26 protein-coding genes and 2 tRNA genes are annotated in these 26,502 nt (G+C 48.1%); 20 read left to right on the top strand and 8 right to left on the bottom strand.

The annotated features are described in order from the left end of the window. Nucleotides 1–133 precede the first annotated feature (133 nt). Nucleotides 134–895, bottom strand: a complete 762-nt coding sequence (cysZ, locus tag C9I98_RS11755; RefSeq protein ID WP_036818148.1) for a sulfate transporter CysZ — start codon at nt 893–895, stop codon at nt 134–136. Nucleotides 896–1,311: 416 nt separating this feature from the next. Here cysZ and zipA point away from each other — a divergent pair, with 416 nt between their 5' ends. From zipA to C9I98_RS11740, 3 genes are all read left to right on the top strand, one after another. Then, nucleotides 1,312–2,550 (top strand): cell division protein ZipA, encoded by a 1,239-nt coding sequence (gene zipA, locus C9I98_RS11750; protein ID WP_036818146.1) that lies wholly within the window; start codon nt 1,312–1,314, stop codon nt 2,548–2,550. Between the two features lie 111 nt (nt 2,551–2,661). Next, nucleotides 2,662–4,677, top strand: a complete 2,016-nt coding sequence (gene ligA, locus C9I98_RS11745; protein WP_036818144.1) for an NAD-dependent DNA ligase LigA — start codon at nt 2,662–2,664, stop codon at nt 4,675–4,677. Nucleotides 4,678–5,226: 549 nt separating this feature from the next. Continuing rightward, complete coding sequence (locus C9I98_RS11740) at nt 5,227–6,348, top strand: porin (protein ID WP_036827053.1); 1,122 nt, start codon at nt 5,227–5,229, stop codon at nt 6,346–6,348. Between the two features lie 223 nt (nt 6,349–6,571). Here C9I98_RS11740 and C9I98_RS11735 read toward each other — a convergent pair whose 3' ends face one another. After that, nucleotides 6,572–7,282, bottom strand: a complete 711-nt coding sequence (locus tag C9I98_RS11735; protein ID WP_051902548.1) for a YccT family protein — start codon at nt 7,280–7,282, stop codon at nt 6,572–6,574. A 711-nt stretch (nt 7,283–7,993) separates the two neighbouring features. Here C9I98_RS11735 and C9I98_RS11730 point away from each other — a divergent pair. The 3 genes from C9I98_RS11730 to gltX all read left to right on the top strand — a co-directional run bounded on the left by C9I98_RS11730 (nt 7,994) and on the right by gltX (nt 11,505). Next, nucleotides 7,994–9,127 (top strand): porin, encoded by a 1,134-nt coding sequence (locus C9I98_RS11730; RefSeq protein WP_036822979.1) that lies wholly within the window; start codon nt 7,994–7,996, stop codon nt 9,125–9,127. Between the two features lie 100 nt (nt 9,128–9,227). Continuing rightward, nucleotides 9,228–9,893: a YccT family protein gene (locus tag C9I98_RS11725; RefSeq protein WP_036822993.1), complete on the top strand. Its 666-nt coding sequence runs from the start codon at nt 9,228–9,230 to the stop codon at nt 9,891–9,893. 187 nt (nt 9,894–10,080) lie between these two features. Continuing rightward, on the top strand, nt 10,081–11,505 hold the full coding sequence (gene gltX / locus C9I98_RS11720) for a glutamate--tRNA ligase (RefSeq protein WP_036823008.1): 1,425 nt from the start codon (nt 10,081–10,083) through the stop codon (nt 11,503–11,505). 76 nt (nt 11,506–11,581) lie between these two features. On the opposite strand, the gene C9I98_RS26650 is transcribed toward gltX, so the two are convergent. After that, nucleotides 11,582–11,758 carry a hypothetical protein gene (locus C9I98_RS26650; RefSeq protein ID WP_170111217.1) on the bottom strand — a complete coding sequence of 59 codons (177 nt, stop codon included), beginning with the start codon at nt 11,756–11,758 and terminating at the stop codon, nt 11,582–11,584. 274 nt (nt 11,759–12,032) lie between these two features. On the opposite strand from C9I98_RS26650, the gene C9I98_RS11715 reads away from it, so the two are divergent. Then, nucleotides 12,033–12,108: transfer RNA gene (locus tag C9I98_RS11715), tRNA-Ala, on the top strand. Between the two features lie 128 nt (nt 12,109–12,236). On the opposite strand, the gene C9I98_RS11710 is transcribed toward C9I98_RS11715, so the two are convergent. Next, nucleotides 12,237–12,313: transfer RNA gene (locus tag C9I98_RS11710), tRNA-Arg, on the bottom strand. Nucleotides 12,314–12,373: 60 nt separating this feature from the next. Then, nucleotides 12,374–13,510 (bottom strand): flagellar assembly protein FlgT, encoded by a 1,137-nt coding sequence (locus C9I98_RS11705; protein ID WP_036831739.1) that lies wholly within the window; start codon nt 13,508–13,510, stop codon nt 12,374–12,376. 235 nt (nt 13,511–13,745) lie between these two features. On the opposite strand from C9I98_RS11705, the gene C9I98_RS11700 reads away from it, so the two are divergent. Then, nucleotides 13,746–14,381 (top strand): FlgO family outer membrane protein, encoded by a 636-nt coding sequence (locus C9I98_RS11700; protein WP_036831740.1) that lies wholly within the window; start codon nt 13,746–13,748, stop codon nt 14,379–14,381. Between the two features lie 8 nt (nt 14,382–14,389). After that, on the top strand, nt 14,390–14,815 hold the full coding sequence (locus C9I98_RS11695; RefSeq protein ID WP_036831742.1) for an LPP20 family lipoprotein: 426 nt from the start codon (nt 14,390–14,392) through the stop codon (nt 14,813–14,815). Between the two features lie 112 nt (nt 14,816–14,927). Here the strand turns inward: C9I98_RS11695 and C9I98_RS11690 are convergent, their stop codons facing one another. From C9I98_RS11690 to flgA, 3 genes are all read right to left on the bottom strand, one after another. Beyond that, a complete protein-coding gene (locus tag C9I98_RS11690; protein ID WP_036831745.1) occupies nt 14,928–15,356 on the bottom strand; it encodes a flagella synthesis protein FlgN in 429 nt (142 codons plus the stop codon). Nucleotides 15,357–15,412: 56 nt separating this feature from the next. Next, on the bottom strand, nt 15,413–15,736 hold the full coding sequence (flgM, locus tag C9I98_RS11685; RefSeq protein ID WP_036831747.1) for a flagellar biosynthesis anti-sigma factor FlgM: 324 nt from the start codon (nt 15,734–15,736) through the stop codon (nt 15,413–15,415). Between the two features lie 100 nt (nt 15,737–15,836). Then, entirely contained in the window at nt 15,837–16,544 is a 708-nt protein-coding gene (flgA, locus tag C9I98_RS11680; protein ID WP_036831766.1) for a flagellar basal body P-ring formation chaperone FlgA, read from the bottom strand. Between the two features lie 170 nt (nt 16,545–16,714). Here flgA and C9I98_RS11675 point away from each other — a divergent pair, with 170 nt between their 5' ends. From C9I98_RS11675 to flgJ, 11 genes are all read left to right on the top strand, one after another. Further along, the gene (locus tag C9I98_RS11675) at nt 16,715–17,632 is read left to right on the top strand and encodes a chemotaxis protein CheV (RefSeq protein ID WP_036831750.1); all 918 of its coding nucleotides are present in this window, start codon (nt 16,715–16,717) and stop codon (nt 17,630–17,632) included. A 20-nt stretch (nt 17,633–17,652) separates the two neighbouring features. Further along, nucleotides 17,653–18,483, top strand: coding sequence for a CheR family methyltransferase (locus tag C9I98_RS11670; protein ID WP_036831752.1), 831 nt, complete (start codon nt 17,653–17,655; stop codon nt 18,481–18,483). Between the two features lie 158 nt (nt 18,484–18,641). Further along, nucleotides 18,642–19,037 (top strand): flagellar basal body rod protein FlgB, encoded by a 396-nt coding sequence (gene flgB / locus C9I98_RS11665; protein WP_036831754.1) that lies wholly within the window; start codon nt 18,642–18,644, stop codon nt 19,035–19,037. Nucleotides 19,038–19,040: 3 nt separating this feature from the next. Beyond that, a complete protein-coding gene (gene flgC, locus C9I98_RS11660; RefSeq protein ID WP_036831755.1) occupies nt 19,041–19,457 on the top strand; it encodes a flagellar basal body rod protein FlgC in 417 nt (138 codons plus the stop codon). 18 nt (nt 19,458–19,475) lie between these two features. Further along, complete coding sequence (flgD, locus tag C9I98_RS11655; protein ID WP_036831756.1) at nt 19,476–20,189, top strand: flagellar hook assembly protein FlgD; 714 nt, start codon at nt 19,476–19,478, stop codon at nt 20,187–20,189. Nucleotides 20,190–20,213: 24 nt separating this feature from the next. Next, the gene (gene flgE / locus C9I98_RS11650; RefSeq protein WP_036831758.1) at nt 20,214–21,623 is read left to right on the top strand and encodes a flagellar hook protein FlgE; all 1,410 of its coding nucleotides are present in this window, start codon (nt 20,214–20,216) and stop codon (nt 21,621–21,623) included. 200 nt (nt 21,624–21,823) lie between these two features. Further along, nucleotides 21,824–22,573, top strand: coding sequence for a flagellar basal-body rod protein FlgF (gene flgF, locus C9I98_RS11645; protein ID WP_036831760.1), 750 nt, complete (start codon nt 21,824–21,826; stop codon nt 22,571–22,573). A 20-nt stretch (nt 22,574–22,593) separates the two neighbouring features. Further along, nucleotides 22,594–23,382, top strand: a complete 789-nt coding sequence (flgG, locus tag C9I98_RS11640; RefSeq protein WP_036831762.1) for a flagellar basal-body rod protein FlgG — start codon at nt 22,594–22,596, stop codon at nt 23,380–23,382. 15 nt (nt 23,383–23,397) lie between these two features. Further along, nucleotides 23,398–24,165, top strand: coding sequence for a flagellar basal body L-ring protein FlgH (flgH, locus tag C9I98_RS11635; RefSeq protein ID WP_107272013.1), 768 nt, complete (start codon nt 23,398–23,400; stop codon nt 24,163–24,165). 12 nt (nt 24,166–24,177) lie between these two features. Continuing rightward, nucleotides 24,178–25,269, top strand: coding sequence for a flagellar basal body P-ring protein FlgI (locus C9I98_RS11630; RefSeq protein WP_036827559.1), 1,092 nt, complete (start codon nt 24,178–24,180; stop codon nt 25,267–25,269). A gap of 21 nt (nt 25,270–25,290) precedes the next feature. Beyond that, complete coding sequence (gene flgJ, locus C9I98_RS11625) at nt 25,291–26,295, top strand: flagellar assembly peptidoglycan hydrolase FlgJ (protein WP_036827562.1); 1,005 nt, start codon at nt 25,291–25,293, stop codon at nt 26,293–26,295. Nucleotides 26,296–26,502: the final 207 nt, after the last annotated feature.

Raw genomic sequence — 26,502 nt, 5'->3', positions numbered from 1 at the left:
GCCTGAATTGAAGTTGAAAAGGAACTTGTGGTTATATCTTATTGTTATATAGCTTAATGTTATATAGCCAGGCTGGTTTGACCAAAATGGGCAAATAGCCTGGCTATATAAAGAGGCGTTATGGCCAATGAGCTTAATGGAGGCGGTATTGAGCGCGGTAGTGGTCAACCCACATCGCCGTGGCACCGCAGACGGCAATTGGCATGACAACAAGGTTTAACAATGGCGTCATGGTAAAGAGCATTACCAGGCTACCGAAGCTGAGTGATTTTCCGCGATTCGCCTTTAGTGCATCGCGCATGGTGGGGAATGGCACCTTGTGGTTGTCAAACGGGTAGTCTGCGTACTGGATGCTCATCATCCATGCGCTGAACAAAAACCACAGAACAGGACCAACGGTTTGGCCAATCGCCGGGATCCAGAGCAGGATAAACAAGCCGATAGCTTTGGGTAGGTAGTATTTTAGCTTGATCCATTCGCGATTCATGATCCGGGGGAGATCTTTGACGATCTCTGTCACGCCGGTATCCGGTGCGGGTTTGCCGGTAAGCTTGGCCTCGAGGTGTTCAGCCAGCAGTCCGTTAAACGGCGCCGCAATCCAGTTGGCAATAGTGCTGAACAAATAGGAGAAGGTCACCAGGGTCGCGACGGCAAGTAGCGGCCATAGTAGATAAGATAGCCAATCCATCCATTGCGGCAGGTAACTCATCCAGCCATCAATCCATGTGCCAAGTTGCGTCAATACCAAACCGAAAGCGGTGCCGAATAAGACAATATTGACAAGCAGCGGCAGTAAAACGAAACGGCGTGTCCCTGGTTGCATTGCCAATGACATGCCTTTGAAAAAATAGCCGGCACCACTTACCGTGGTGGGGTTATTACCTAGTTGTTGCATATTAGCTCCTTGGCTATCTCTGGAGGCTTTATTTTGCTTAGCGCCAGACTTGCGATATTGCTAGGGTTAATGATTATTTGACTGATATTAACGGGCTTACTTGCCTGGAAGCAAATTCCACCTAGGTTCAAATGCTGAAATAGCAAAAAAATCGCTCAAGGATTATCCGATTTTGTGCTCAGCTGCACTATCTTGCACGAATAACGATATTGGTCTTCTCATTTCGTTTTGAGTTTTGATACATTAGAGGTTGAACCCTTCTTATTTGCTTTACTTGGCTGTGTAGTCGGTAAGCAAAAAAGTACAAAATGAAGGGCAGTAATGAAGTGGTAGCATTGAAGGTTGAGGATAACGCTCAATGGTACACGAAAGTTGATTTTCCCCTATGGGGTAACAGGTAAATTCAGAGTATTCGTATGCAGGAATTGCGTCTGGTTCTTATTATTGTGGGTGCGCTAGCGATTGCAGCTTTGTTGTTGCATGGCTTATGGAGCAGCCGTAAGGAAAAACCCGCTAAGTTTGGCGAAAAGCCATTAGGCAAGTTAGACAAGTCTGCCCGTGACCAAGAAGGATTTGATCAAGACGGCATTGGCAATGTTAGGGTGGTGAATCAAGCCAGCAGTGAACCAGAGGTTAGCCGTCCTGAGCGTAAAGAGCCTGAACTTCATTTCGGCCAAAAGTTACAAGCTGATCCTTTGATGGATAGCCAGCCTATTGCTTCAGCCAATGATCCCCTGCCTTCAATGACGGCAACTGGTGAGCCGGTGGTTGCTCCTCAGGTTGAAGCCGCGCCAGCAGCAGAAGCTGCTCAACCTGAAACACAAACAGTTGTAGAAACTCCGGCAAGTGTTGTTGAACCGCAAGTTTCTGCTAACCCAGAAACTACTAGGGCCGCAGAAACCGCAGAGGCGACGCTGGCTGCTGAAGTGATCCAGACTGCGCGTCAATCAATGGAAGCGCCGCTTCAAAAAGAGCAAGTGGCCGAGCAGTTGGTTGCGACACCCGCAGAAACTGTTTCTGCGTCGATTAGCTCTGAGTTTGAGCCAACCCTGACCATTGAAGATATTGAGCGTGATCAGCCAACCGTTTCAGTTGAAGAAATGATTGTGGTTGAGCCAAGTGCAACACTTGAAGAAAGCCAAGTGGAAACTGCCGCTGCCGAGCCGCAACTTGTAGAAGAAGAGAAAGCCGAGCCGGAAATTGCTGCGCCTGTTGTAGAAAAGCAGCAAGAGCAGCTTCCACCAGATTACCTTGTCTTGAATGTACATGCGCGCAATGGCGATTTGTTGCGCGGCACTAAGCTGTTTAATGCGTTTGAGCAGCACAATCTTGTTTTTGGCGAGAACTCGGTTTACCACTATCACGCTGATGTAGCGGGTACTGGCCCGGTGATCTTCTCGGTAACAAACATGGTTGCACCAGCCCACTTCCCGGAAGGCGGTAATGATAGTTTCGAAACCCCGGGGGTAGCATTCTACTTGATGCTGCCTACTCAGGTTGGTCGTGCTGATCTGCACTTTAAACATATGCTTCAGACAGTTCAGCAAATCGCAGATACCCTAGGTGCCGATGTACTCGACCATGAGCGTGCGCTTATCACACCGCACCGCATTAGCGCATACCGCGAGAAGGCGCTGAAGTACACTGTCGCTTAAGCGGTACTCGCCAAAAATAAAACAATTTGGCCCTTTATACATTAAGGTATAAAGGGCTTTATTTTTATTAATACCCCAGCTCGTCAGGGGCGTATTATGATAGGAAAAACAATGAGTCATGATATTCAGCAGCAATTAGATGAACTGCGTGAACAGTTAGCGTACCACGGCTATCGCTACTACGTAGAAGATAACCCTGAGATCCCCGATGCTGAATACGATCGTATGATGCAGCAGCTGCTGGCGATTGAGAAAGCCAACCCTGAACTGGTGACGGTGGATTCGCCGAGCCAGCGTGTGGGTGGCGAGCCGCTTGATGGCTTTACGCAAATCACCCACGAAATTCCGATGCTCTCGCTGGATAATGCCTTTAATGATGACGATCTTCATGCATTTGAAAAGCGCATGCTCGATCGTTTGCTGTCTGAAAGCGCTTTGACTTATTGCTGTGAGCCAAAGCTCGATGGCTTGGCGGTAAGTTTAATGTACGAAAACGGCGTGCTTATCCAGGCTGCAACCCGAGGTGACGGTACCACGGGTGAGAACATCACCGAGAATGTGCGCACTATCCGCTCTATCCCGCTTAAGTTGACCGGTGAAGGCTGGCCAGCTCGCCTAGAAGTTCGTGGCGAAGTCTTTATGCCGAAAAAAGGCTTTGAGGCACTCAACGAGAAAGCGGCCAAGAAAGGCGAAAAGACATTTGCCAATCCGCGTAACGCCGCTGCCGGTAGCTTGCGCCAGCTTGACTCTAAAGTGACTGCAACCCGACCACTCAGCTTTTACGCCTATTCTGTTGGTGTGGTTGAAGGCATGGAGCTGGCAGGTGGTCAGTATGATCGCTTGCTTCAGCTAAAAGGCTGGGGGCTGCCGATGTGTCCCGAAATTCGCCAGTTATCGAGCATGGATGACGTGATCGCTTACCATCAGGAAATTGGTGAGAAGCGTGAAGCCTTACCGTACGAAATTGACGGTGTGGTGATTAAAACTGACGACGTTGCTATTCAACTTCGTCTGGGTTTTGTTGCCCGTGCGCCACGTTGGGCGATTGCCTATAAGTTTCCTGCCCAAGAAGAAATGACGTTACTTAATAATGTGGAGTTTCAGGTTGGTCGTACCGGGGCGATCACGCCAGTTGCCAAGCTTGAGCCAGTCTTTGTTGGCGGGGTAACAGTTAGCAATGCCACATTGCACAATGCTGATGAAATCGAGCGGCTGGGTGTGATGGTAGGGGATACTGTGATTATTCGCCGCGCGGGTGATGTGATCCCGCAGATTGCCGCGGTAGTTGAATCCCGACGCCCTGCCGATGCCAAGGAAATTGTGTTCCCAGAAGCTTGTCCGGTGTGTGAATCAAAGGTTGAACGGGTTGAAGGCGAGGCTGTTGCCCGTTGTTCCGGTGGCTTGTTTTGCCAAGCCCAGCGTAAAGAGGCGTTGAAACATTTTGTGTCGCGCAAGGCACTGGATGTTGACGGCTGTGGCGAGAAGGTTATCGAGCAGCTGGTGGATCGCGAAATGGTGGCGACCCCGGCCGATTTATTTAAATTATCACCGGGCGTGGTGACAGTTCTCGAGCGAATGGGGCCGAAATCGGCACAAAAGCTTGTTGATGCACTTGCTGCTTCTAAGTTAACAACCCTGCCTCGCTTCTTGTATTCATTGGGTATCCGAGAGGTGGGCGAAGCAACTGCCGCCAACCTTGCCAACCATTTTGAAACCTTGGAAGCTATCCAAGCGGCAGATAAAGAGCAGTTGATCAAAGTACAAGATGTTGGCGACATTGTGGCTGAGCATGTATTTAACTTTTTCCGTGAAGAGCACAACCTTGATGTGATCAAAGCGTTATTGGCTGAAGGTATTCATTGGCCGGCGATTGAAAAAGCAGACGAAGGCGCTGAGCTCCCACTTGATGGTAAAACGGTTGTATTGACCGGCTCACTATCGCAATTAACACGCTCTGATGCCAAAGCGGCATTGCAAAAGCTAGGTGCAAAAGTAACAGGCAGTGTGTCTAAAAAGACGGATTTGCTGGTAGCTGGTGAAGCAGCTGGCTCAAAACTGTCGAAAGCTCAAGAGCTTGGCATCGAAATCTGGGATGAGCAGGCATTGGTTGATTTTATGTCTCGTTAATTTCGTCAAAATCTAAATTTTAACGAGATAAAATGATTTAAAGCCCTTAACACATTGTTGTTAAGGGCTTTTTTTGTATTCTTTATTTACTGTTGTTAATTATTTTTTGACGTGTTTTAAGTGGGCGGTTTTAAGGGTTTTAGCGTTTTTATAGTAACGGGTAATGGCGGTCTTTTATTATTTTTTAGCTTGGAAAGTCGATACAAAAATGGTTTGTTAGTTAATGGTTTGCCCTGTATCTAATTGTTATATAGTGATTTTGATGTTTATTTTGATGTTTGTGTCATTATGTATGATCTCGATCACTAAATCGGTCAAACTTTGCACTGGCTCATATTTTTTGAATAATAAATTAAGTTCTGTTTGATGTTTTTTGATGTGAAAGTAGTCTTAGACATGAAGCAAGACAAGTGTTCAGTTCAGAACTAAAAAAATATGAATTGGTTAGGCGTGAGCCTGACTGACATATCGGGAGGAATACTTGATGCCCTCGGCGGCCAACCTTTAGGGCACAAGTATCACAGCTAGTATTTTTAGGAGTTTTATTCCATGGAAAAGATGTTCAAGCGTTCGGTTTTGGGTACAGCAGTTGCAGCAGCAGCGCTAATGTCAATGTCAGCAAATGCTTACCAAATCGGTGAGAACAACGACTTCAACGTTGAAGTTTACGGTGTCGCAGCGATTTCAATCGTTAACTACGATGGTGAAGAGACAGATAGCACTGGTGCTAAGACAGACACTTATACTGGTTACGATTACGAGAATGAATCACGTATCGGTTTCCGAGCTGGTAAAGAAATGTTTGATGACTTCACTGTTTTCATGCAGGTTGAATCTGGCTACGTAGGTGAAGATGGTACTGGTGGTACGCTTGGTAACCGCGATACTTTCATCGGTATGAAAGGTGACTGGGGTACGGTTCGTTTCGGTCGTATGCTGACGCCAATGTATGAGATAATCGACTGGCCATATGCAAACCCAGGCCTTGGTGCTTCTTGGGACTGGGGCGGCGATGTTAAGTTCAACCGTGACCGCCATGGTGACATGGCTCGCTACGATTCGCCTAACTTCAACGGCTTTAACTTCAATATTGCTACAGGTCGCGGTGACAAGTCGGTAGATGGTAACAACTGGTACGGCGCGGCAGCTCACTACCGTGTAGCTGACATGGTAACGCTGCATGCTGCATTTGAAACGGAAACAGACCGTAAGGTATCCGATGCTGTTGAAGAGTCATGGGGCTTTGATGAAAATGGTCAATCTGAGTTGACCGAATCAGTAGCAGCACAATTTGCAGATACCTTCGGTTACATTGTTGGTTTCGAAGCTTCGCTACCAGCAGGCTTTGGGCTAGCGGGCGCCTATAAGTCTGGCGAAAGTGATGTGACAGGGGGCGATAAGTCAGAGCAGGATTCTTGGGTTGTGATCGGCCAGTACTGGAACGGTCCATGGGGCGTTAAAGTTGGTTATACAGAGAACCTAGAATCTGAAACTGATGGTATGAAAAATGGTGACGAGGATAGCGTGATTTCTGGTCAGCTAATGTATGTTCATAACGGCTTTGTTCCTTACCTACGTCTAGCTCAGCGTGACATTAAGTCTGGTACAGGTGCTGACGCGAAACAAACTGAGACCTTCGTAGTACGTGTTGGTATTGAATACGGTTTCTAATCTTTAGTTAACGATACTGTCTTATTTGCGGGAGCTTATTAAAGCTCCCGTTTTTTGTTGTTATCTAAAACTAACACCAACCCCATCTATTATTTCTTTATTTTTCCTGTGTAATACATAGATTAATGACTTATCTAGATTGGTAGTAGGGATTGGTATAAAAAAAAGAAGGGATATCCCTTCTTTTTTAGTTAATAAAGCTATAGGTGGTTTGCATATGATGCTATAGGTTTTGTACTGCCCAGCTAACGAACTCTTTTCTTGTTTGTGGATCTGCCTGTTCAAACCAATACTTTAGGTTCTCGCCCGCGAGATCTGCTTGGCTGCCTTTATTTTCAGCTTGAGCTGTTTTAGTAGCTACAGCTGCTTTTTCAACAGTTGGTGATTGTTCAGTTGCTGATACTTTAGTAGCTGCTACTGGCGCGGTAAGGCCGGTCACTGCAGCAACACCGCCTTTTTGATTGTAGGCTTTCACATACTCAGCATAATCATGATTGATTGAAAGTCCTTTCAATGCGAGATGATCATGCTTGAACGGATAGCTTGCGCTTTTTGCATCAGTTAATTTTGGGGTTGGCTTTTCGGCATAGCTCTCAGCCTGAACTTTGTCGGAGAAGTTTGGAATAGCTAACGATAGTTCTTCATTATTTGCTGTAAAAGTCAAAATGAGCGGGCCTGAACGGTATCGCTCGCTTTGTTTGTCGCCTTTATAAAAGTAATGATCAACTTGATAAACTATTTGGTTCTTGCCATCTTCCAGAGTGATTGAATCTTCAGTTGCTTTGAAAATACTTCCCCAGCCTTTATTCACTTCCGTTTCATTGACGGCAAGTAAGCGGATATTGTCAGGCAGTTCAAGTGTCACCTCAGCCATAACAGGAAAGGATAGTGGTGATAGTAATGCGATGGCTAAGGCTGTCGGTTTCAATTTCATAGTTTCTCCTTGTCAGTTGCATTCAAAAGCAACTAAATCCTTAAAGATATTTTTCATCACAATTTTACTTTGATGCACCACATCTAAAAAGGACTATTCATTATGATGTCATGGTTATAAGGGGTTAGTCACAGTGTTCATCTTTTATGCCAAAAAACATACGCAATAAGGAAACTTAGCATCGCTTTTTTATCATTTTAAGGTATGGCGTATACCTTCAGTTGTTGTTATTGGCTTTGTTTATAGGTGGTTTTCGGAAAAAGCTTATGAATGTAAGGCGGTAGGTAAAAACGTCAAAACAAGTTAACAAAAAACGATTTGGTTCATTTTTATCTATGACTTGTGAGAGCATGATCACTTATTTAGTAATAAATTCTGCCAAAGAAAATAATTAGATCTCAATAGTTCTAATTATTTTTCTAAAAAGCACCAATTTGCCAGCGATGTTGTGATCGTATCGAGGTTTTTAGTGATGATTGAAAACGCTAATTACTTTATGTTTTGGGTTTAAGTTGTTGTTTTGATTTATTTTTGTTTGTTTTAGGTTTCAGTGTTTTGAACAGCATCATATTTTCTTGGGGGCTATCTTCACGATAAAAAAAAAGCGGTTAATCTTATCCACGATTTCAAAATCAATAATTAATTCTGATTGTTCCTTCGGCGGCCAACTGGGGCTCAATCAGACACAGCTATAAATACTAGGAGTTTTCCATGGATAAGATTTTCAAGCGTACTCTATTAGGTGCAGCGATTACGGCAGCCGCAGTTGCAGCTGTACCAGCTCAAGCAGAAGGTAAATACGAGCACGGTATCTACGGTGTTATCGCTATGCAGGTAGCTGATCGCCAGTATGACAATGAAAAGAACAATAACGGTACGCAAGCAAACCACGAATCTCGTCTTGGTTGGAAAGGTACTGCTAAATTTGACAACCTACAAGATTGGACATTCTTGTGGCAAATTGAATCTGGCTATGTCGATCCGTCATTTGGTCCTGAAGACGGCGGAAACCTGCTTGGTCACCGTGATACGTTTGTTGGTTTTGAGCATGAGCGTTTTGGTCAAGTACGTGTTGGTCGCGTGTTAACACCAATCTACGAGCTAATCGACTGGCCTGCAACCAACCCGGGCATGGGTAACGTTTGGGACTGGGGTGGTACTATTGGCGGTAACAACTTCAATGACCGTCAGTCGGATACAATTCGTTGGGATACTAACGAGTTATGGAAAGGTTTCACCATGGATATCGCCGTTGGTGCTGGGCAAGATCGTGCCGGTGCAACCGATAGCGAAAAAGCAGGAAGCAACTACTGGCATGGTATGGCTGCTCACCAGCAGTTTAAAGGTGACTGGGGTTGGGTTCAGTTCGATCTAGCTTATGAAATGAACTACAAAACTAAAGGCTCTTACCCTACTGGTACTGTAGATACAGAAGGTGAACCTGTTAGTGGCACTGAATATTGGGATAACCAAACTTACTTGATTGGCTCTCAGGGTGGTTTTTCTAATGGCCTAGGTTATTTCGCTTACTACCGTATTGCTAAAGCAGATAATGATCGCGGTGTCGACGAGCGTGAAGATTCGTACTCAGTGGGTATGACCTACAACTTCGGTAACTGGCAGGCTAAAGTAGCTCGCGCTGAAAACCTTGGTCTAGAAGTTGACGGTAAAGATATTGAAAACACCGAAGATAACGTAACTTCATTCCAGATGATGTACTTTGTCGATACCAATGCGGTTCTATACGCACGTTACGCAATCAATGACTTGGGCGATTCTTACCAAGGCCGTTGGAAATCAGATAGCTTTGATGAAGCATCTGTTGGTGTTGAATACTACTTCTAATTTCAACTTTAGAAATAGCTAATAATGAGAAGGCGGCTTTGGCCGCCTTTTTGAAATTAGTGTATAAGAAAGTAAATATCGGATTTTAGTGAGGCAATTGATGAATAAAAAATGGCTTGTGGCTGTATTGGCAGGTGCACTTTCTTTGCCAAGTTTGGCAAGTGAATTAAAAGTAATTAAAGAGATTGACCTTCACGTCTTGAATGGAAAAGAAGTGGACTCGCCACTGTTTAAGAATAAAGATGTCCTTGAGTTAGAGGCGGGGACGAATCAGATTTTATTTTCTCTTGATCAGTTGGTTATTGATGATGGGCGCCGCTCTAAATTAAAGTTCACGCCAGTGGTTATGCGCTTTGATGCTACTGAGTCACCATTACAATTAAGCTACCCGGTGTTTAAGCATGTTGATGATGCCAAGGCCTTCCGTAAAACACTGGATTTTGTTTTAACCGATACCAAGGGAGCCCCGGTTGATTACCAAGCGGAGTTATTACATGTAAGCGGGTTGGGTATTTTCCCTGAATATGCAAGAACGCTTGAAGAGTACAATATGGTTGGTGATGGCGTTGCTGTGGTTGACCCTACCATGGTTGATGATCTTGCGGTGAAACCACAAAAGACAGCACAAGCGACTAAAACAACGGTTGCCGAAGCAACAGGCAACGCAGCAGCAAGCAAAGTAGCCATAATGCAAACGGGGTTTGCTGAGCTTTCTGCCGAAGAGCAGCAGCAGTTTATGCAGTGGGCAATGCGTAACCTAAAGTAAGCGTTAGCTAAAGTATTTATCGCAGGGGGAGGCCGCAATGCCTCCCCCTGTTTGCATTTATCGGCAATATGTCGGCACCTGCTTTCGAGCAACGATTGTAGAATTGCATGACAGTGTTAAAATACCCCGCATCTTTATCGCAGCGACATACAATGGCTGCGCTCCTTCATTAATTAGGTAATGTTCAATGACGGTTAAAACTCGCTTTGCACCGAGCCCAACAGGCTTCTTGCACGTCGGTGGTGCTCGTACAGCACTGTATTCTTGGTTGTTTGCTAAACATATGGGTGGCGAATTTGTACTTCGTATCGAAGATACAGACCTTGAGCGCTCAACACAGGAAGCGATCGACGCCATTCTTGAAGGTATGGAGTGGATTGGCCTGAACTGGGATGAAGGACCTTACTACCAAACTAAACGTTTTGATCGTTACAACCAGTTAATCGACCAGCTGCTTGCAGAAGACAAGGCTTACAAGTGCTACTGCCCGAAAGAGCTACTAGACGAAATCCGTGAAGAGCAAATGGCTGCGGGTGTTAAGCCACGTTACGATGCTAACCACCCTAAAGTGATGGCTGCCAATGCCGCGGCTACCGAAGACTCTCCGTTTGTCATTCGCTTCCGTAACCCGAAAGAAGGCACGGTTGTTTTTGACGATCACGTTCGTGGCCGTATTGAAATCGCTAACAGCGAACTGGATGATTTGATCATCCGCCGTACAGACGGTAGCCCAACATACAACTTCTGTGTTGTTGTTGATGACTGGGATATGGGTATTACTCAGGTTGTACGTGGTGAAGACCATATCAACAACACGCCACGTCAAATCAACATCTACGAAGCGCTAGGTGCACCAGTACCTGAGTTTGCCCACTGTGCAATGATCCTAGGTGATGATGGTGCCAAGTTATCTAAGCGCCACGGTGCGGTAAGCGTGATGCAATACCGTGATGAAGGTTACCTACCGCAAGCACTATTGAACTACCTAGTTCGTCTGGGTTGGTCTCATGGTGATCAGGAAATCTTCTCGCTCGAAGAGATGATCAAGCTATTTAGCCTGGATTCTATCAGCAAGTCTGCGTCAGCTTTCAATACAGACAAACTGCTTTGGTTGAACAACCACTACATCAAGACGGCAGAGCCCGAGTATGTGGCGAAATACCTGCAGTGGCATCTAGATCAGAAAGAAATCGACATTGCTAACGGCCCTGCTATCACCGAAGTGATCAAGCTTGTTGGTGAGCGTTGTAATACCCTGATCGAGCTTGCTGAGCAATCTCGCTACTTCTACCAAGATTTCAGTGAGTTTGAAGCGGGTGCGGCGAAGAAGCACCTACGCCCAGTCGCGAAAGAAGCACTGGCACTGGCTTTGGCAAAAGTTGAAGCGCTAGAAGAGTGGACCACAGAGAACCTTCACAATGTGATCAAGGAAACCTGTGAAGAGCTTGAGCTAGGTATGGGTAAAGTGGGTATGCCGCTACGCGTATCTGTAACGGGCCAAGGCCAGTCACCATCGGTTGATGCCGTTATGCAGCTGATTGGCAAAGAACGTGTTGCAGCACGTATCAAGATGGCACTTGCTTTCATTGCTGAGCGTGAAGCAAACAGCTAATTGTCTGGTTAGCTAGGCAAAAATTAAGAGCGGAAGCCATGTGGCTTCCGCTTTTTTGTCGATTATAGGTGAGTTGTTAGTCTTTATGCATCTGCTTATAGTTATTGACACAAACCCAGAAATTTTTTGATGTTGCACAGTATTTCAACGCACCTTCTGGAATCTCTGTTGCTGTACCAGCAAGGGTATAAGCGGAGACACTAAAGCTAGCTGATAACATCATTGCAGCGCAAAAAGCAGCAAACTTCTTCATAACACTCTCTCCATTTTCATTGTAAAAAGATAAACAACTCACGCTATTTTGCATGGGGTGAGTAAATTACAATTAAATGTTAGGACAAGATCATATTTTTCAGATCTTAATAAGAGCGTATGAGTGCTTGCTGTAAAAGCACTATGCTAACAGTGTTAGCCTTTGGCTGCTGTTAGGTGTGACTGCTATCTCAGTTTATGGTTTAAGGCTGAAAATCTTAAAAATGTTGTATTGACATGAAAACATTAAGTTTTTATTATCAATTCTACGTTTTGGGGCTATAGCTCAGCTGGGAGAGCGCTTCGCTGGCAGCGAAGAGGTCTGCGGTTCGATCCCGCATAGCTCCACCAAAATTCTTCTTACTTGTATCATTTTCAATACAGGTAATTTATAAAATAACCTCGCACTGCGAGGTTTTTTTGTTTCTGGCAGATGAGAAAAAGCCCAGCATATCATTATGCTGGGCTTTCGAATTTGATGGCGCTCCCTACAGGAGTCGAACCTGTGGCCTTCCCCTTAGGAGGGGGACGCTCTATCCAGCTGAGCTAAGGGAGCTTCAAGTATGAACTTGAGTGGCTATTATACAAAGATTTTCAAAGATATTAAGTGATTATCTTATTCGGCGCGCTGTTTGGTCAGTAAATCACCTGGCTGGATGCTGGCAGCGAGATCGGGTTGTTCGACCAACAGCTCGGCCGACTTCTCGTAAACACGATCAACCGTGAGGGTGATATCGGTTTGGATCATCCGGTTACGCGGAATGCCTTGCTGATCAATAAAGCCTGCACTGTGCCACAAGGCGAGCTTATCACCGGCCTTAACACCATGGATACGTCCGACATTAACCTGCACCATGCTGCCATGGGTGTTGACCACTTCAGGTAAGCTTGCTCTACAGGCAAGGGTACTTTCTAGGTCTAACATCATATTGCGGCTAACACGCTGCACGGCTTGCCCGTAGCTCGATTGCCAGAAACGCGCGCTTTGGGTATCAAGGGTACTGATCCGATCAAACGGCCATTCTGCGATTTCACGATAGTTGTTCTGCATCAGGGTTTCGCCGGTCTTGCCGTCCATCACTTGGATGTTGGCGGCAAATTGGCGGTTGATTTGATCGCTTCGCAAGAGTTTTTGGTCAAGTGTCGAAGTCAAATCAGTAATTTCACCACTAATGATGTATTGCGCGTCGTTGTCTTCGGCGAGCATGGTCATCATCGCAGGTTGCCCTGGGGAGATGGGTACCCGGGTAGTATTGCTGACAACAAAACTTTGCGAGCGGCGCTCGATTTGACGTTTCAATATAGAGGTAAAAGACTCACCCAGTTGGTATATCCCGCCCAGTGATGCGTGTTGCGGGTAGGCGATAGAGAACTCACCAAGCAGTAGCCCTTTTTTGTACTGTACCTTGTGGCAAGTCTTTGCCGATGGGTAGATGTCAATTCTCGCCGTCAGGTAATATTTGCCGCTTCGCTTTCGTGTTTTGACGACGGAAACATGGCGTACTTCGTTACCGCTGAACTGGTATTCGCTGCGTTCTGTTTCCAGATAAGGCTGCAGATAGCCAAAGGTTGAAATGTCTGCGCCAGAGTAGCTCATTGCCTGAAATACAGCATCCTCTAGGGCATTCTTCCTTGCCGTGGATTCGCTTTCGAGTTGGACTGCCGAACCCGTCACCTCAAACCAGGCGGCAAAGGATTGTGAGGAGAGCAGCAGGCTAAGGCTACTGAGCAGGGTTAAGTATTTTTTACTCATTTATTCCAACTCTGGTCAACTTGGGTATGAAAATTGCTAGTGTACTACCAGCTAAAGATAAAACTTGCCGTATGTGATGGCAACCGATGAACCCCATAATGGGGTTACCTTGTGCAAAGTGTTATGCAAAGAGTGTTCCCATTAGCATTTTTGAACGTAATCGGTAAAGTTTTTCTCTCTGTGTACGATAACAGGCTAAGAGCAGTAAGTCTCTTTTCATCTGGAGCTGGTTAGAATGAAAAAATGGATAGTCCTGATACTGGCAATGATGACCGTATCATGCACATACTCCCCAATTTATAATGGTAAGGAGCCTTACACGGGCAGTTCTTTTCTGTTGAAGGAAACCCCGCGTCATACCATGGACTTCTTTGTTGAAGGGCTTACCGAGCAGCTTATTACGTCGAACCAGTATTTGACGGCAAAAACGCCGTTAGCCGTCACTTCTTTTGTTGATTTGCAGGAGATGGGCGAAACAAACTGGTTGGGCAATAGCGTGACCGAAAGCTTCATGTACCAGATGCAGCAGCGTGGATATACCGTTGTTGATTACAAGGCGACAGGGGCGATTAAAGTGACCCCCGATGGTGATTTCTCTATTAGCCGAGACTGGCGCGAGCTAGTCGCCGAGCAACCTGTAGATTACGTGCTTACGGGCACCATGCTTCGCCAGGGAGCGGGTGTGCTGGTGAATGCGCGTATTATCGGTATGCGCTCTCGGGTTGTGATCGCTTCGGCACAAGGCTTCTTGCCAGCAGATAGGATTGGACGCGACCTTGATACCTTGAATAAAATGCGTATCCAAAACGGTGTGATCATTCGTGATGATAAGACAACTTACGATCGCAACACCGTGGTGTTAAAACCTTAGGAGTGAATATGCGTTACTGGTTTCTGGTGGTATTGGTCGCGTTAGTGGGTTGCCAGCCTCTGACCGAAATCCGCAATGATGATTTGATTACTGCCGTGGGCTATGCCTCGATTAGCGAGCAGCGTGGCCGAACTTTAGAGGAGAAGCGCGTTCGGGCAATGCGTGCCTCCAAGATTGACGCTTACCGCGAGCTAACCGAACAAGTGTACGGTATGCGCATCAGTGCGCGAGCGGGTATGGAAGATCAGCAGCTTGGCGTGGAAAGTACCGATGGCGCGGCGGATGGCATTATTCGGGGTGCAGAAGTTATTCGTAGCTACCCGGTAGGTGATAGCTTTGTGACCGAGATGCAGCTTGATCTGAATAAGATGGAGCGTATGAAGAAGCACGGTGAGGTCTACCAGGTGCCGACTAACCAAGAAACGCTATTCTAACGTGTTTGGAGCACTGAAACACCTGACTTGAAAAATCACCATTGCTAGCGAAGATATGAAAGCGGGAGCCACATGGCTCCCGCTTTTTGATCCTAGTGTTGATAAACGCTGCCTAGGCCTTGATATTAGTACCCAGCGAGCGGATATTTTGTGCCACCCCTTCGCTGTTATAGGTCATCTGTTGTTTGCCGCGGCTCTGCTGGAATAGGTTATTGAGCTTATGAAAACTGAGCTGGGCGCGTTGCAGTGCTTCACCGTTGACTTCGTTGATTTCTTTGCAACGGGCAACGGTGGTTTTGATCTGCTCGACACGAACCGCCAAATCTTGGGATGCGGTAAGCTGTTCGCGGTTCGGGTGGCTGGCAATCAGGTGGTCTTGTTGCTGCACCTTGTGGATCAGCGCCAGTTTGTCGGTAGCCAGCTGCGAGATCTCCCCCGCCTTACGTTCGACAATAGCCGCCTTTTCTTGCTCGAGCAGGCGTGAGAGTGATACCAGGGTTGCTTGCTGCAGATCTAGTAATTGTTCAATTGATTGCGACATGGTTCACTCTTCATCATGGCTGGGCTGCGGGGCGCTGGTTGTAGCCGTCGGCTGTATCAAAGGCCGCGCAACTCATCTTCGAATTTGATCATATTGGCCGCAAGCTTCTCGGCGTCAACCACGTATGAGCCGTTGCTGATGGCATCTTTGATTGCCGCGACTTTTGCGCTGTCAAAGCTTGGCTCGGCAGCAAGTTGCTGGTGGATTTGGCCGACAGCCTTGCCCTGCGAGCTTAATGAAACCGCATCGCCTTGGTTGCTGCCAATTGACGAGCTGGTGGTGCTTTTGGAGGAGCCGGTACCTGCGTTTGACACATTGCCATGGTTGCTGCGCGATGTTGTCATCGGGTGGCCGGAGCGAAGATGATCGATACTTGCCATATATAGTGAGCCTTTGAACAATATACTAGTGACAGCCTCTACATCGGCAGGGCACGGAGAAACTTTAGTATTAATTGTACCAATATTTTATCGGTTTCCCCTAATAATTGACGGTAACTTCGCCAACACCGGTGATCACGGCATCGATAACTCGCTTTGACTTGCTGTTTTGCACTCTGATTTGTTCGCCGAGCGAGCCGTCGGAAAGGGCATTCCCCTTGGTAATAATACTGAGGCCGCCATTGCCAGCGATGATATTAACCGAGTCGTTGCGACAAACGAGGCAAATATCGCCCCCCTGAACCGCTTCGCCCATGTTAACGGTGCGCTTCATTTTTGAGCCGATGATTTGCTCCGGGCGCTCAAAGACCACGCCGCGCTGGAATCGCAATTCCACCTGCTGGACTGTGAGATCATCGGTGCCGAGCACCATGCCGCGTGCCAATGGTTTTGCTGCGACAACACGGGGCAGCAGCAGCTGGGTGCGCACAGGTACGTAAACTTGCCAATTTTCTGGCACGCAATTGATAAGGACGGTCACATTTCCCGTTAAAGATTGCTTGCCGGGAATGCTGGTGTTGAGTGGCGCAGAGCACTCTGTCAGCCGCAGGCGGCTATCGAGTGTCGCGGCTGTGACTCGAAGTTCGCCGCGCTCAGGCACCGTGATTTGTTCAGCAACAAACGCTTCAGCTGCACGCTGTACTGTAACGGTGATGTTTTCTGACGAAGCAGGTACAATTGTGCTAAAGAAACAGGCTAACAGGCCGATGAACAATGGTAAGAGTGGTAAGTGTGTTTTTTGGGTCACGGTTTTCGCTCTGTTTTTACCAAGATTGTCGCTAAAATTAGGCATGAGGTTCTGGATACCTTGTTAGGTAACCAGAGCATGCTTGAATTTGGTATGATATGCCAATTGTAAAAATATTTCCCATTGAACACGTATCAAATTATAAAAACGAATAACACGGAGTCATCCTTATGTCGGGGATCCTGGATTCAGTCAATCAGCGCACCCAGCTCGTCGGTCAAAACCGTCTTGAGCTCCTAACTTTCAGACTAAACAGACGCCAGCGCTACGGTATTAACGTCTTTAAAGTGAAAGAAGTCCTTCAATGCCCGAAGCTAACAACCATGCCGAACTTACATCCGTTGGTGAAGGGAATTGCTCATATTCGTGGTCAAACGATTTCGGTGATTGATATGAGCCTGGCAACCGGTGGCCGACCGATTGATGATCTCGACAATTGCTTTGTGATCATTTCAGAGTTTAACCGCTCTATTCAGGGCTTTCTGGTATCGTCGGTTGAGCGCATTATCAATATGAACTGGGAATCGATTTTGCCGCCGCCAAAAGGTGCGGGTAAGGCAAACTACCTGACAGCGGTGACAGAAATTGACAATGAGCTGGTTGAAATCTTGGATGTTGAGAAAATCCTTGATGAAATCTCGCCGGTGAATACCGACATTACCGATACTGTGCTGGAAGAGTTGATTGAATCAATGCCAGCCGTCCGTCGCGTACTGGTTGCCGATGACTCCAGTGTGGCCCGTAAGCAGGTGCAGCGTGCTATCGAAGCGATTGGCTGTGAATGTGTGCTGGTGAAAGACGGCAAAGAAGCCATTGAAAAGCTACGTGAAATGGCCAACACCGCAAGTATTTACGAGCAGTTGGCGTTGGTGATTTCAGATATTGAAATGCCGGAAATGGATGGTTACACCTTAACGGCTGAGATCCGTAATGATCCCCAATTGAAAGATTTACATGTTATCCTACACACCTCGCTGAGCGGTGTGTTTAACCAAGCCATGGTTGAGCGAGTAGGGGCCAATGCCTTTATTCCTAAGTTTAACCCTGACGAGCTTGGTGCTGCGGTAAAAGCGGCAATGCCAGAATAATAACGAATTTAGAGTAGTAGATGACAGCTATAACTATAAACGATCAGGAGTATCGTGATTTTTGCCGCTTCCTTGAAGCGCAGTGCGGTATCGTACTTGGTGCCAGTAAGCAGTATTTAGTTCGTAGCCGCTTAACTCCGTTGGTCAGCCGATATTCGCTATCATCACTGTCTGAGTTATTGCAGGTTGTGATCTCGGGTCGAAACCGCGAGCTCCGTGTTGCCGCGGTAGATGCGATGACAACCAACGAGACCCTTTGGTTTCGCGATACCTACCCGTATACGGTGCTTGCCGACAAGCTGTTGCCTGAACTGGCGGCCAATAAGCGCCCAATCAAGGTGTGGTCTTCGGCGAGTTCTTCGGGGCAGGAACCCTATTCTATTGCCATGACGGTGCTGGAAACCCAGAACCGACGCCCGGGTATGCTCACCAGTGGTGTCCAGATTACGGCAACGGATATTTCCCAGACCATGCTTGATACTTGCCGAACGGGGGTTTATGACAATTTGGCTCTGAGCCGAGGTTTGTCGCCTGAGCGCCGCCGTGTGTTCTTCGAGAACAACGGCGATGGTCGTATGAAGGTCAATGACAAGGTGAAGCGTATGGTGAACTTCCGTCCGCAGAACCTGAAAGACAGCTATGCCTTACTGGGCAAGTTCGACATTATCTTCTGCCGTAACGTGCTGATTTATTTCTCTCCGGAAATGAAAGCCAAGGTACTAAACCAAATGGCGGCAAGCTTGAACCCTGGCGGTTACTTGTTGCTTGGCGCATCTGAGTCACTGACTGGCCTCACCGATAAGTTTGAGATGATTCGCTGTAATCCGGGTATTATCTACAAGCTGAAGTAATACACGCGGCTTGCGTAGCTTGAGTCTCGTATCTTTTGATTAGAGAGGGAATGCCCTCTCTAATTGTTCGTTACTCCTTTCTTTATTCTTTCCTTCTTTAATTTACAAAACTGGCATAGCCTTTGCTTATATAATTCTAACGAATTTTGGAGGCAGATATGTCCATCTCTTTTGATAAAGCATTGGGTGTGCACCAGCACACGGTCGGTGTCCGTGCCAAGCGCGCAGAGACACTGGCTAGTAACTTGGCCAATGCCAATACGCCTGGGTACAAGGCAAAAGATATCGACTTTCAGCGAGCATTGAATGCGGCAACGTCAGAGGCAAAGATTGGCCTAAGCCGTACTGATGGTCGGCATATCTCTGCCTCTACCAAAGTAATGGGTGAGCAAAAGTACCGCGTACCAACCCAACCGGATACCGGCGACGGCAACACGGTCGATGCTCAGCTAGAACAGAACTTATTTATGCAAAACTCGCTGGAATACCAGGCATCGCTTGATTTCTTAGGCTCGAAATTCAAAAACCTGAGCAAGGCATTAAAAGGAGAATAATCGATGAGTTTGTTTAACATTTTTAATGTCTCCGGTTCAGCGATGAGCGCCGAATCTGTGCGCTTGAATACCACGTCGAGTAATTTGGCCAACGCCAACAGCGTGAGCAGCTCTGCCGATGAAACCTACAAGGCGCGCCACCCGATTTTTGCTGCGGCGCTTGAGAGTGCGAGCTACCAGCGTGAAGACAGCGTCCCGGTGCAGGTGAAAGGCATCGTTGAGAGCCAAAAGCCGCTTCGTGCTGAATACAACCCGGATCACCCGCTTGCCAATGCAGAAGGGTATATCTACAAGCCGAACGTTAACGTGATGGAAGAAATGGCCAACATGATTTCCGCTTCACGTTCTTACCAGAGCAATGTGCAAGTTGCAGATGCCAGCAAGCAAATGCTGATGCAGACATTGCAGATGGGTAAATAAGGATAAGGAGTAACGGTGATGAGCAGTATTAATGGCGCTGGATCTGGCAACTTATCTTACCTTGACCAGCTTAAGGGCATGCAAGAGCAAAAGCTGCAGGAAGAGCAAAAGGCGACAGGAAAGAACGAGCTAAAACAAGAAGACTTCCTGTCCTTGTTGACCAAGCAGCTGGCCCAGCAAGACCCATTCAAACCGGTGGGCAACGATCAGATGATCGCCCAGATGGCATCCTTTGCCACGGTTGATGGCATTACCCAGATGAATGAGCAATTTGGTAGCTTGAACTCTGCCATGACATCGAACCAGGCTTTGCAGGCTTCTTCGTTGGTGGGGCGCGATGTGCTGATCCCTAGCTCAACGAGTGTTAAGGCAGCCGAAGGGGCGATGGCAGGCATGGTGCGATTGCCGCAGGCACTCGACAACATGATGGTCAGGGTTGAAAACGAACAAGGTCAACTGCTTAAAACCTTCGATATGGGCTCCAAGCCACCGGGCGAACACCGTATCGAATGGGATGGCACTGACGAAAATGGCAATGTTTTGCCGGAAGGCCGCTACACGTTGAAGGTAGCTGGCTTGGTTGGCGGTGAAAGCCGCGAGTTTGATGTATCGACTTACGCCAATGTGAACAGCGTACTGCTGGGCAATGGTGATGGTAACGTCATGCTAAATCTTGCGGGCTTCGACTCGCCATTCAAACTATCCGACGTATTGGAAGTCGGCCAGGTATAACCGGTAATTTAGGAGATTCATACCATGGGATTTAATATTTCACTGAGTGGTATCGGGGCATCGCAGAAAGACCTCAACACCACCAGTAATAACATTGCCAACGCCAATACCTTCGGCTTCAAAGAGTCGCGTGCAGAGTTTGGCGATGTTTACTCAAGCTCGATTTTCTCGAACTCAAAAACCACTACCGGTGGCGGTGTACAGACCTCGACGGTTGCCCAGCAGTTCCATGAAGGGTCAAGTATTTATACCAACAACCCAATGGATCTCCGTATTTCGGGCAGTGGTTTCTTTGCCGTTGCTGATGACAAGTTGCAGCCGCAAAACAACAGCTTGACCCGTAATGGTGCTTTCCACCTGGATAAAGACAACCAGATCGTCAACTCGGAAGGCCAGTACCTGCTTGGCTACCAGGTAGATCAGGAAACGGATCAGGTAACGTCATACGAATCCCAAGCGCTGAAAGTGCCAGATCAGTTCGGCCAGCCGCGTGAGTCGCAGAATATTGAGATCGGTGTAAACCTGCCGGCATCTGCCCCAGCTAAAGATCCGGCAAAGTTTGATTTCAATGATGCCAATACCTATAACAAGTCGACGTCGCTAACCATGTATGACTCATTGGGTCAGCCATACAAGATGACGACGTACTATGTGAAGGACAACGGTGGTTCGCCGGAGTTGGATGCGGAAGGTAACCCGATTGCACCTGTTGGCACTGATGCGGAAAACCGCTGGGCGGTGTACTACACCGTGACCGACGCAACCGGCGAGAAGGCGGTAGACGTTAACATGACACCGGAAGGTGATGGCGAGGTGGCAACGGGCGACGCCAATGGCCCTATCAGCGCAGGGCACCAAGGCCACTACATGGACTTCAATACGGATGGTTCGGTGAGATCCATTAATAACGGCAACCCAATTGTTACCCAGCCACTTGGCCTACCTGAAGATGAAGGCGGTGCAGGCTTGGAAATGAACGGTGCCAATGCCGAGCAGACCTTGAGCATCAATTTTGATGAGCCAACCCAATATGCTGCACCGTTTGAAATCCGTCGCTTTAACGAAGACGGTGCCACTACCGGTTACCTAGCGAAGGTTGATATCGATTCGAAGGGCTCTATCGTTGCGACATACAGCAACGGTGAAAACGTGACGCTAGGCCGAGTGGGTATGGTGCGCGTACCGAATGAGCAAGGCTTGGTGTCGAAAGGCGGTACTCAATGGGTTACAAGCCAAGATTCAGGTGCTGCTATTTGGGGTGAGGCAACACAGGGTGCCTTCGGTGCAGTTAAGAGCGGTACCCTGGAGCAATCGAACATTGATATGACCCAGGAGTTGGTTGATTTGATCACCGCACAGCGTAATTTCCAGGCTAACTCCCGTGCCCTTGAAGTGGATAATCAATTACAGCAAACTATCTTGCAGATCCGCTAATCTAGCGTACTCATTTCATTGATACCCATTGCCGCCGGTATTTTTCAGGCGGCAATGGGTTTCCGTATTTGTCATAAATTTGGCACCTCCTCTTGACGAATTATTCTTATACGTCAACAAGCCATTGATATAAAACACATTACTCATAGTGGCATACTTATTGCTTGTCTGATCACCAGATTGTGATTGGAGAGTCGATAATGGATCGTGCACTGTATTTAGCCATGAGTGGCGCAAAGCAAGATATGTATGGGATGCAACTGCATGCCAACAACCTTGCCAACGTGAGAACAACAGGTTTTCGTGCCGATCTGGAGCAGGCCAGAAGCATGCAGGCATACGGCGAAGGTTTGCCGTCGCGTGTTTTTGCCATGACTGAGCGCCCTGGGCAAGATTTCTCCCAAGGGGCGGTAATGACCACGGGTCGAGACCTCGATGTGACTGTCGAAGGTGACGGTTGGTTAGCCGTGCTTGATGCCTCCGGCCAGGAAGCCTATACCCGCGCAGGCCATTTGAATATCGACGAAACTGGCATGCTGCAAAATAGCAACGGTAACTTGATGGTCGGCGAGAACGGTGGCCCTATCTTTATTCCTCTCCCAATCAGCAAAATTGAAATCGGCAACGATGGCACTATCTCTGTGTTACCGCAGGGCGCGCCGCCGGATGCCATCGAAGTGGTTGACCGTTTAAAACTGGTTCGGCCAGATAACGGTGGTCTTTATAAAGACGTCAACGGCCTGTTCAAATCAAAGAATCCGGGTGAGATTTTTGATGCGGATGCCAACGTCACCTTGCTGAAGGGGGCGCTCGAAGGCAGTAACGTGAATGCCGTCGGCGAAATGACCAGCATGATTGATTTACAGCGCCACTTCGAAATGCAAGTGAAGTTAATGAAAACCGCAGAAGAAATGGATGCCGCATCCTCATCACTGCTGCGTTTAGGCTAAACCGATAAAAGGAACAGAACATGCATCCAGCTTTATGGGTAAGTAAAACCGGTCTTGACGCCCAGCAGACGAATATCTCGACCATTTCCAATAACTTGGCGAACGCCTCAACGATTGGCTTTAAGAAAAGCCGTGCGGTATTTGAAGATCTGTTTTACCAGAACATCAACCAGCCGGGTGGCCAGTCAACCCAAGATACTGAATTACCAACCGGTTTGATGCTGGGTGCCGGTTCTAAGGTTGTGGCGACCCAAAAAGTCCACACCCAAGGTAACACCCAGACAACAAACAATGCCATGGACATGATGATTGAAGGCGAGGGCTTCTTTCAGATCCTGATGCCAGACGGCAACATGGGTTATACCCGTAATGGCCAGTTTACCATTAACGCGGAAGGCCAGCTGGTGACAACAGGCTCCGGTTATGTACTGCAGCCAGAAATTGCCGTTCCGGAAGATGCGGTAGGCATTACGGTGGGGACCGATGGTGAGGTTTCTGCCCGTATCCGTGGCCAGCAAGAAAACCAGGTGCTGGGCCAGATCACCACGGTTGGCTTTATCAATCCAGGCGGTCTTGAGCCAATCGGTCAGAACCTATTCTTGCCGACAGGCGCAAGCGGTGATCCACAAGAAGGGGTTCCTGGCTTGGAAGGTTTGGGGGCTATCCGCCAGTCGATGCTGGAAACCTCAAACGTTAATGTCACCGAAGAGTTGGTTAACATGATTGAGGCACAGCGAGTTTATGAAATGAACTCCAAGGTGATTTCAACCGTTGACCAAATGCTTAGCTACGTCAACCAGCAGCTATAACGGGGTAGGGCAGCGATGAAAAAGTGTTTAGTGGTGCTGGTAATTCTTCTATCGGGCTGTGTCGCGATGCCAGAAGACATTGAGTCGGATGTCGAGCAGGCAACCACCAATGTGGATGCGGTCGAGGGGTCGACAGACTCAAGCGGTGGCTTGATTGATATGATCCGTCGCCGTGAAGATCCGCAAGCCGGCGATCCGGCATGGGCGAGCATCCGCCCGCAGGAAAAACCCGAGCATTATGCTACCGCAACAGGCTCGCTTTTCAGCACATCCCATGTTCAAGATCTTTACGATGATACCAAGCCCCGCGGGCTCGGTGACATTGTGACTGTAATGCTGGAAGAGAAAACCCAAGCGAAAAAGAGTGCCAGTGCCGATACGGACAAATCAACCGACCTGTCGATGGATCCGTTGATGCTGGGTGGCCAGGACGTGACGATTGGTGACCGCAACCTATCGTACGAGCTAAGCAATGCCAACAAGTTTGCGGGTAGTACTTCTGCCGATCAGAGCAACAGCCTGCAAGGCTCTATCACGGTTGAGGTGGTGGAGATCCTGCCGAACGGCAACCTGCTGATTCGTGGTGAGCGCTGGCTTACCTTGAATACTGGCGATGAATATATCCGCCTAAGCGGGACTATCCGCCCGGATGATATCACTCAGGACAACACCATCCCGTCAATCCGTGTTGCCAATGCACGCATCCAGTACTCGGGCACCGGTGCGCGACAAGATATACAAGAGCAGGGCTGGCTTGCTCGCTTCTTTAACGTCAGTATCTAATAGGGTTAGAACGTGAAATTAACAACATTCTTATACGGTTTAATCCTGCTAGTTAGCTTGCCGCTGCACGCCGCACGTATCAAAGATGTGTCGGAAGTGGCCGGGGTGCGAAGTAACCAACTGGTGGGTTATGGGCTGGTTGTCGGCTTGCCGGGCACCGGCGAAACCACGCCGTTTACCGACCAGAGCTTCAACGCCATGCTGCAAAACTTTGGTATCCAGCTACCGCCGGGTACCAAGCCGAAAACAAAGAATGTTGCCGCCGTTGCGGTGAATGCTACCTTGCCGCCGTTTACCAAGCAAGGCCAATCAATTGATGTCACGGTGTCCTCCATTGGTTCTGCAAAGAGCTTGCGTGGCGGTACCTTGCTCCAGACTTTCCTGAAAGGCCTCGACGGCAAAGTGTATGCCGTAGCCCAGGGCAGCTTGGTTGTGGGCGGCTTCAGTGCTACTGGTGCCGATGGCTCGAAAGTGGTGGGTAATACTCCTACGGTTGGCCGTATCACCAACGGTGCGATGGTGGAGCAGGAAGTGCCAAACCCGTTTGCCCGCGGTGATTTCTTAACGTTTAACCTGTTTGAATCGGACTTTACCACCGCCCAGCGTATGGCCGATGCCGTGAATGAGTTTCTAGGCCCGCAAATGGCAGCTGCTGTCGATGCAACGTCGGTGCGTGTGCGTGCCCCTCGCGATGTCAGTCAACGCGTTGCCTTCTTGGCAACTATTGAAAACCTTGAGTTTGACCCGGCTGACGGCGCGGCAAAAATCATTGTTAACTCCCGCACGGGCACCATTGTGGTGGGCCAGCATGTGAAGCTCAAGCCGGCTGCAATCACCCACGGTGGCATGACGGTTTCAATCAAAGAAAATTACTCGGTCAGCCAGCCAAATGCTTTTTCTGGTGGCCAGACTGTTGTTGTACCAAATTCTGATATTCAGGTAACAGAAGAAGACTCGCGTATGTTCAAGTTCGAGCCGGGCATTACCCTTGATGAGCTGGTACGTGCGGTTAATCAGGTGGGTGCTGCTCCTTCTGACTTGATGGCTATCCTTCAGGCGCTCAAGCAAGCTGGTGCCATTGAAGGTCAGCTGATCATTATTTAATTACGGGCACGAGTGACTGCTATGAAAACAACATCACCGGGTTTCATCCATGATATCTCCAATCTTGACCGCTTGCGGGCAGGGGTGGGGGAAGATAGTGATCAGTCGTTGCGGGCGGCAGCTGAACAGTTCGAGGCTATCTTTACCCAGATGTTGTTTAAGTCGATGCGCCAAGCCAACGAGGCATTTGAGTCCGACTTGATGAGTAGCAGTAACACCAAGTTCTTCGAGCAAATGCATGACGAGCAGATGGCAAGCGAACTGAGCACAACGGGCTCGCTAGGCTTGGCAGATCTGATTGTTGAGCAATTGGGTGGCGAAGAAGAAAAAGCGGAAACCAAAACGGTAGCAGACGATGCTGAAACCGAGTTGGCGATTCGCCGCACCTTCAATGAGGCATCTGCTTTACGCTTGCCTGTGGATGCCGAGGGCAACAAGCCTGATCATGCCACGGTTGAAAAAGCCGCCGACGATGCGTTTGCAATCATGATGCAAAGGCAGCAGCAACAACAAACATTGACACCTGCAGCCCCAGTTGCGCCTCTAGATGCAGAGGCACCTTTTGAAACCCCCAAAGATTTTGTTTCCCGCATGCAGCCTTATGCTGAAAAGGCGGCCCATGCGCTGGGAACCGACCCGTCGGTGTTGATCGCTCAAGCCGCCCTTGAAACTGGGTGGGGCAAGAAGGTGATCAAGAATGCCGCTGGTTCGAGTAACAACCTGTTCAACATCAAAGCCGACCCCCGTTGGGCAGGTAACAAGGTCGCGACCAATACCCTTGAATTTCACAACGGCATTCCGGTACAGGAAAGGGCGGCTTTCCGCTCATACGGCTCTTATCAAGATAGCTTCAACGACTATGTGCGTTTTCTCAACGACAACCCGCGCTATGCCAAGGCACTAGAGCAACCGGCCGATCCTTCGCAGTTCATCCGCAACTTGCACAAGGCCGGGTATGCGACCGACCCTAACTATTCGGACAAGATCATTAGTGTGATGGGAACAGTGAAAGGCTTGATGGAATAGCCTTACATAAGGTGAGTACTGGTAAGGCTATCTTTAAGGTCATTTAACAAGATTGCTAGGCTTCTCTATTTAGGTATTTATTCTTGTAATTTGAAGAGAATGCCAGCAATGGTATGGCGAATAAGCTAATTAAAAAGCCATACCCAAAAAAGTAATTCTCTAATGCCAGAACACCGATTGTGCTAACAATGAAACTAATGAGTACAC

Origin of the sequence: Photobacterium sanctipauli, from assembly GCF_003026495.1 — a bacterium.
GTDB lineage: Bacteria > Pseudomonadota > Gammaproteobacteria > Enterobacterales > Vibrionaceae > Photobacterium > Photobacterium sanctipauli.
Note: the sequence above shows the minus strand (reverse complement) of the source record. Positions and strands in the feature narration are given on the sequence as shown.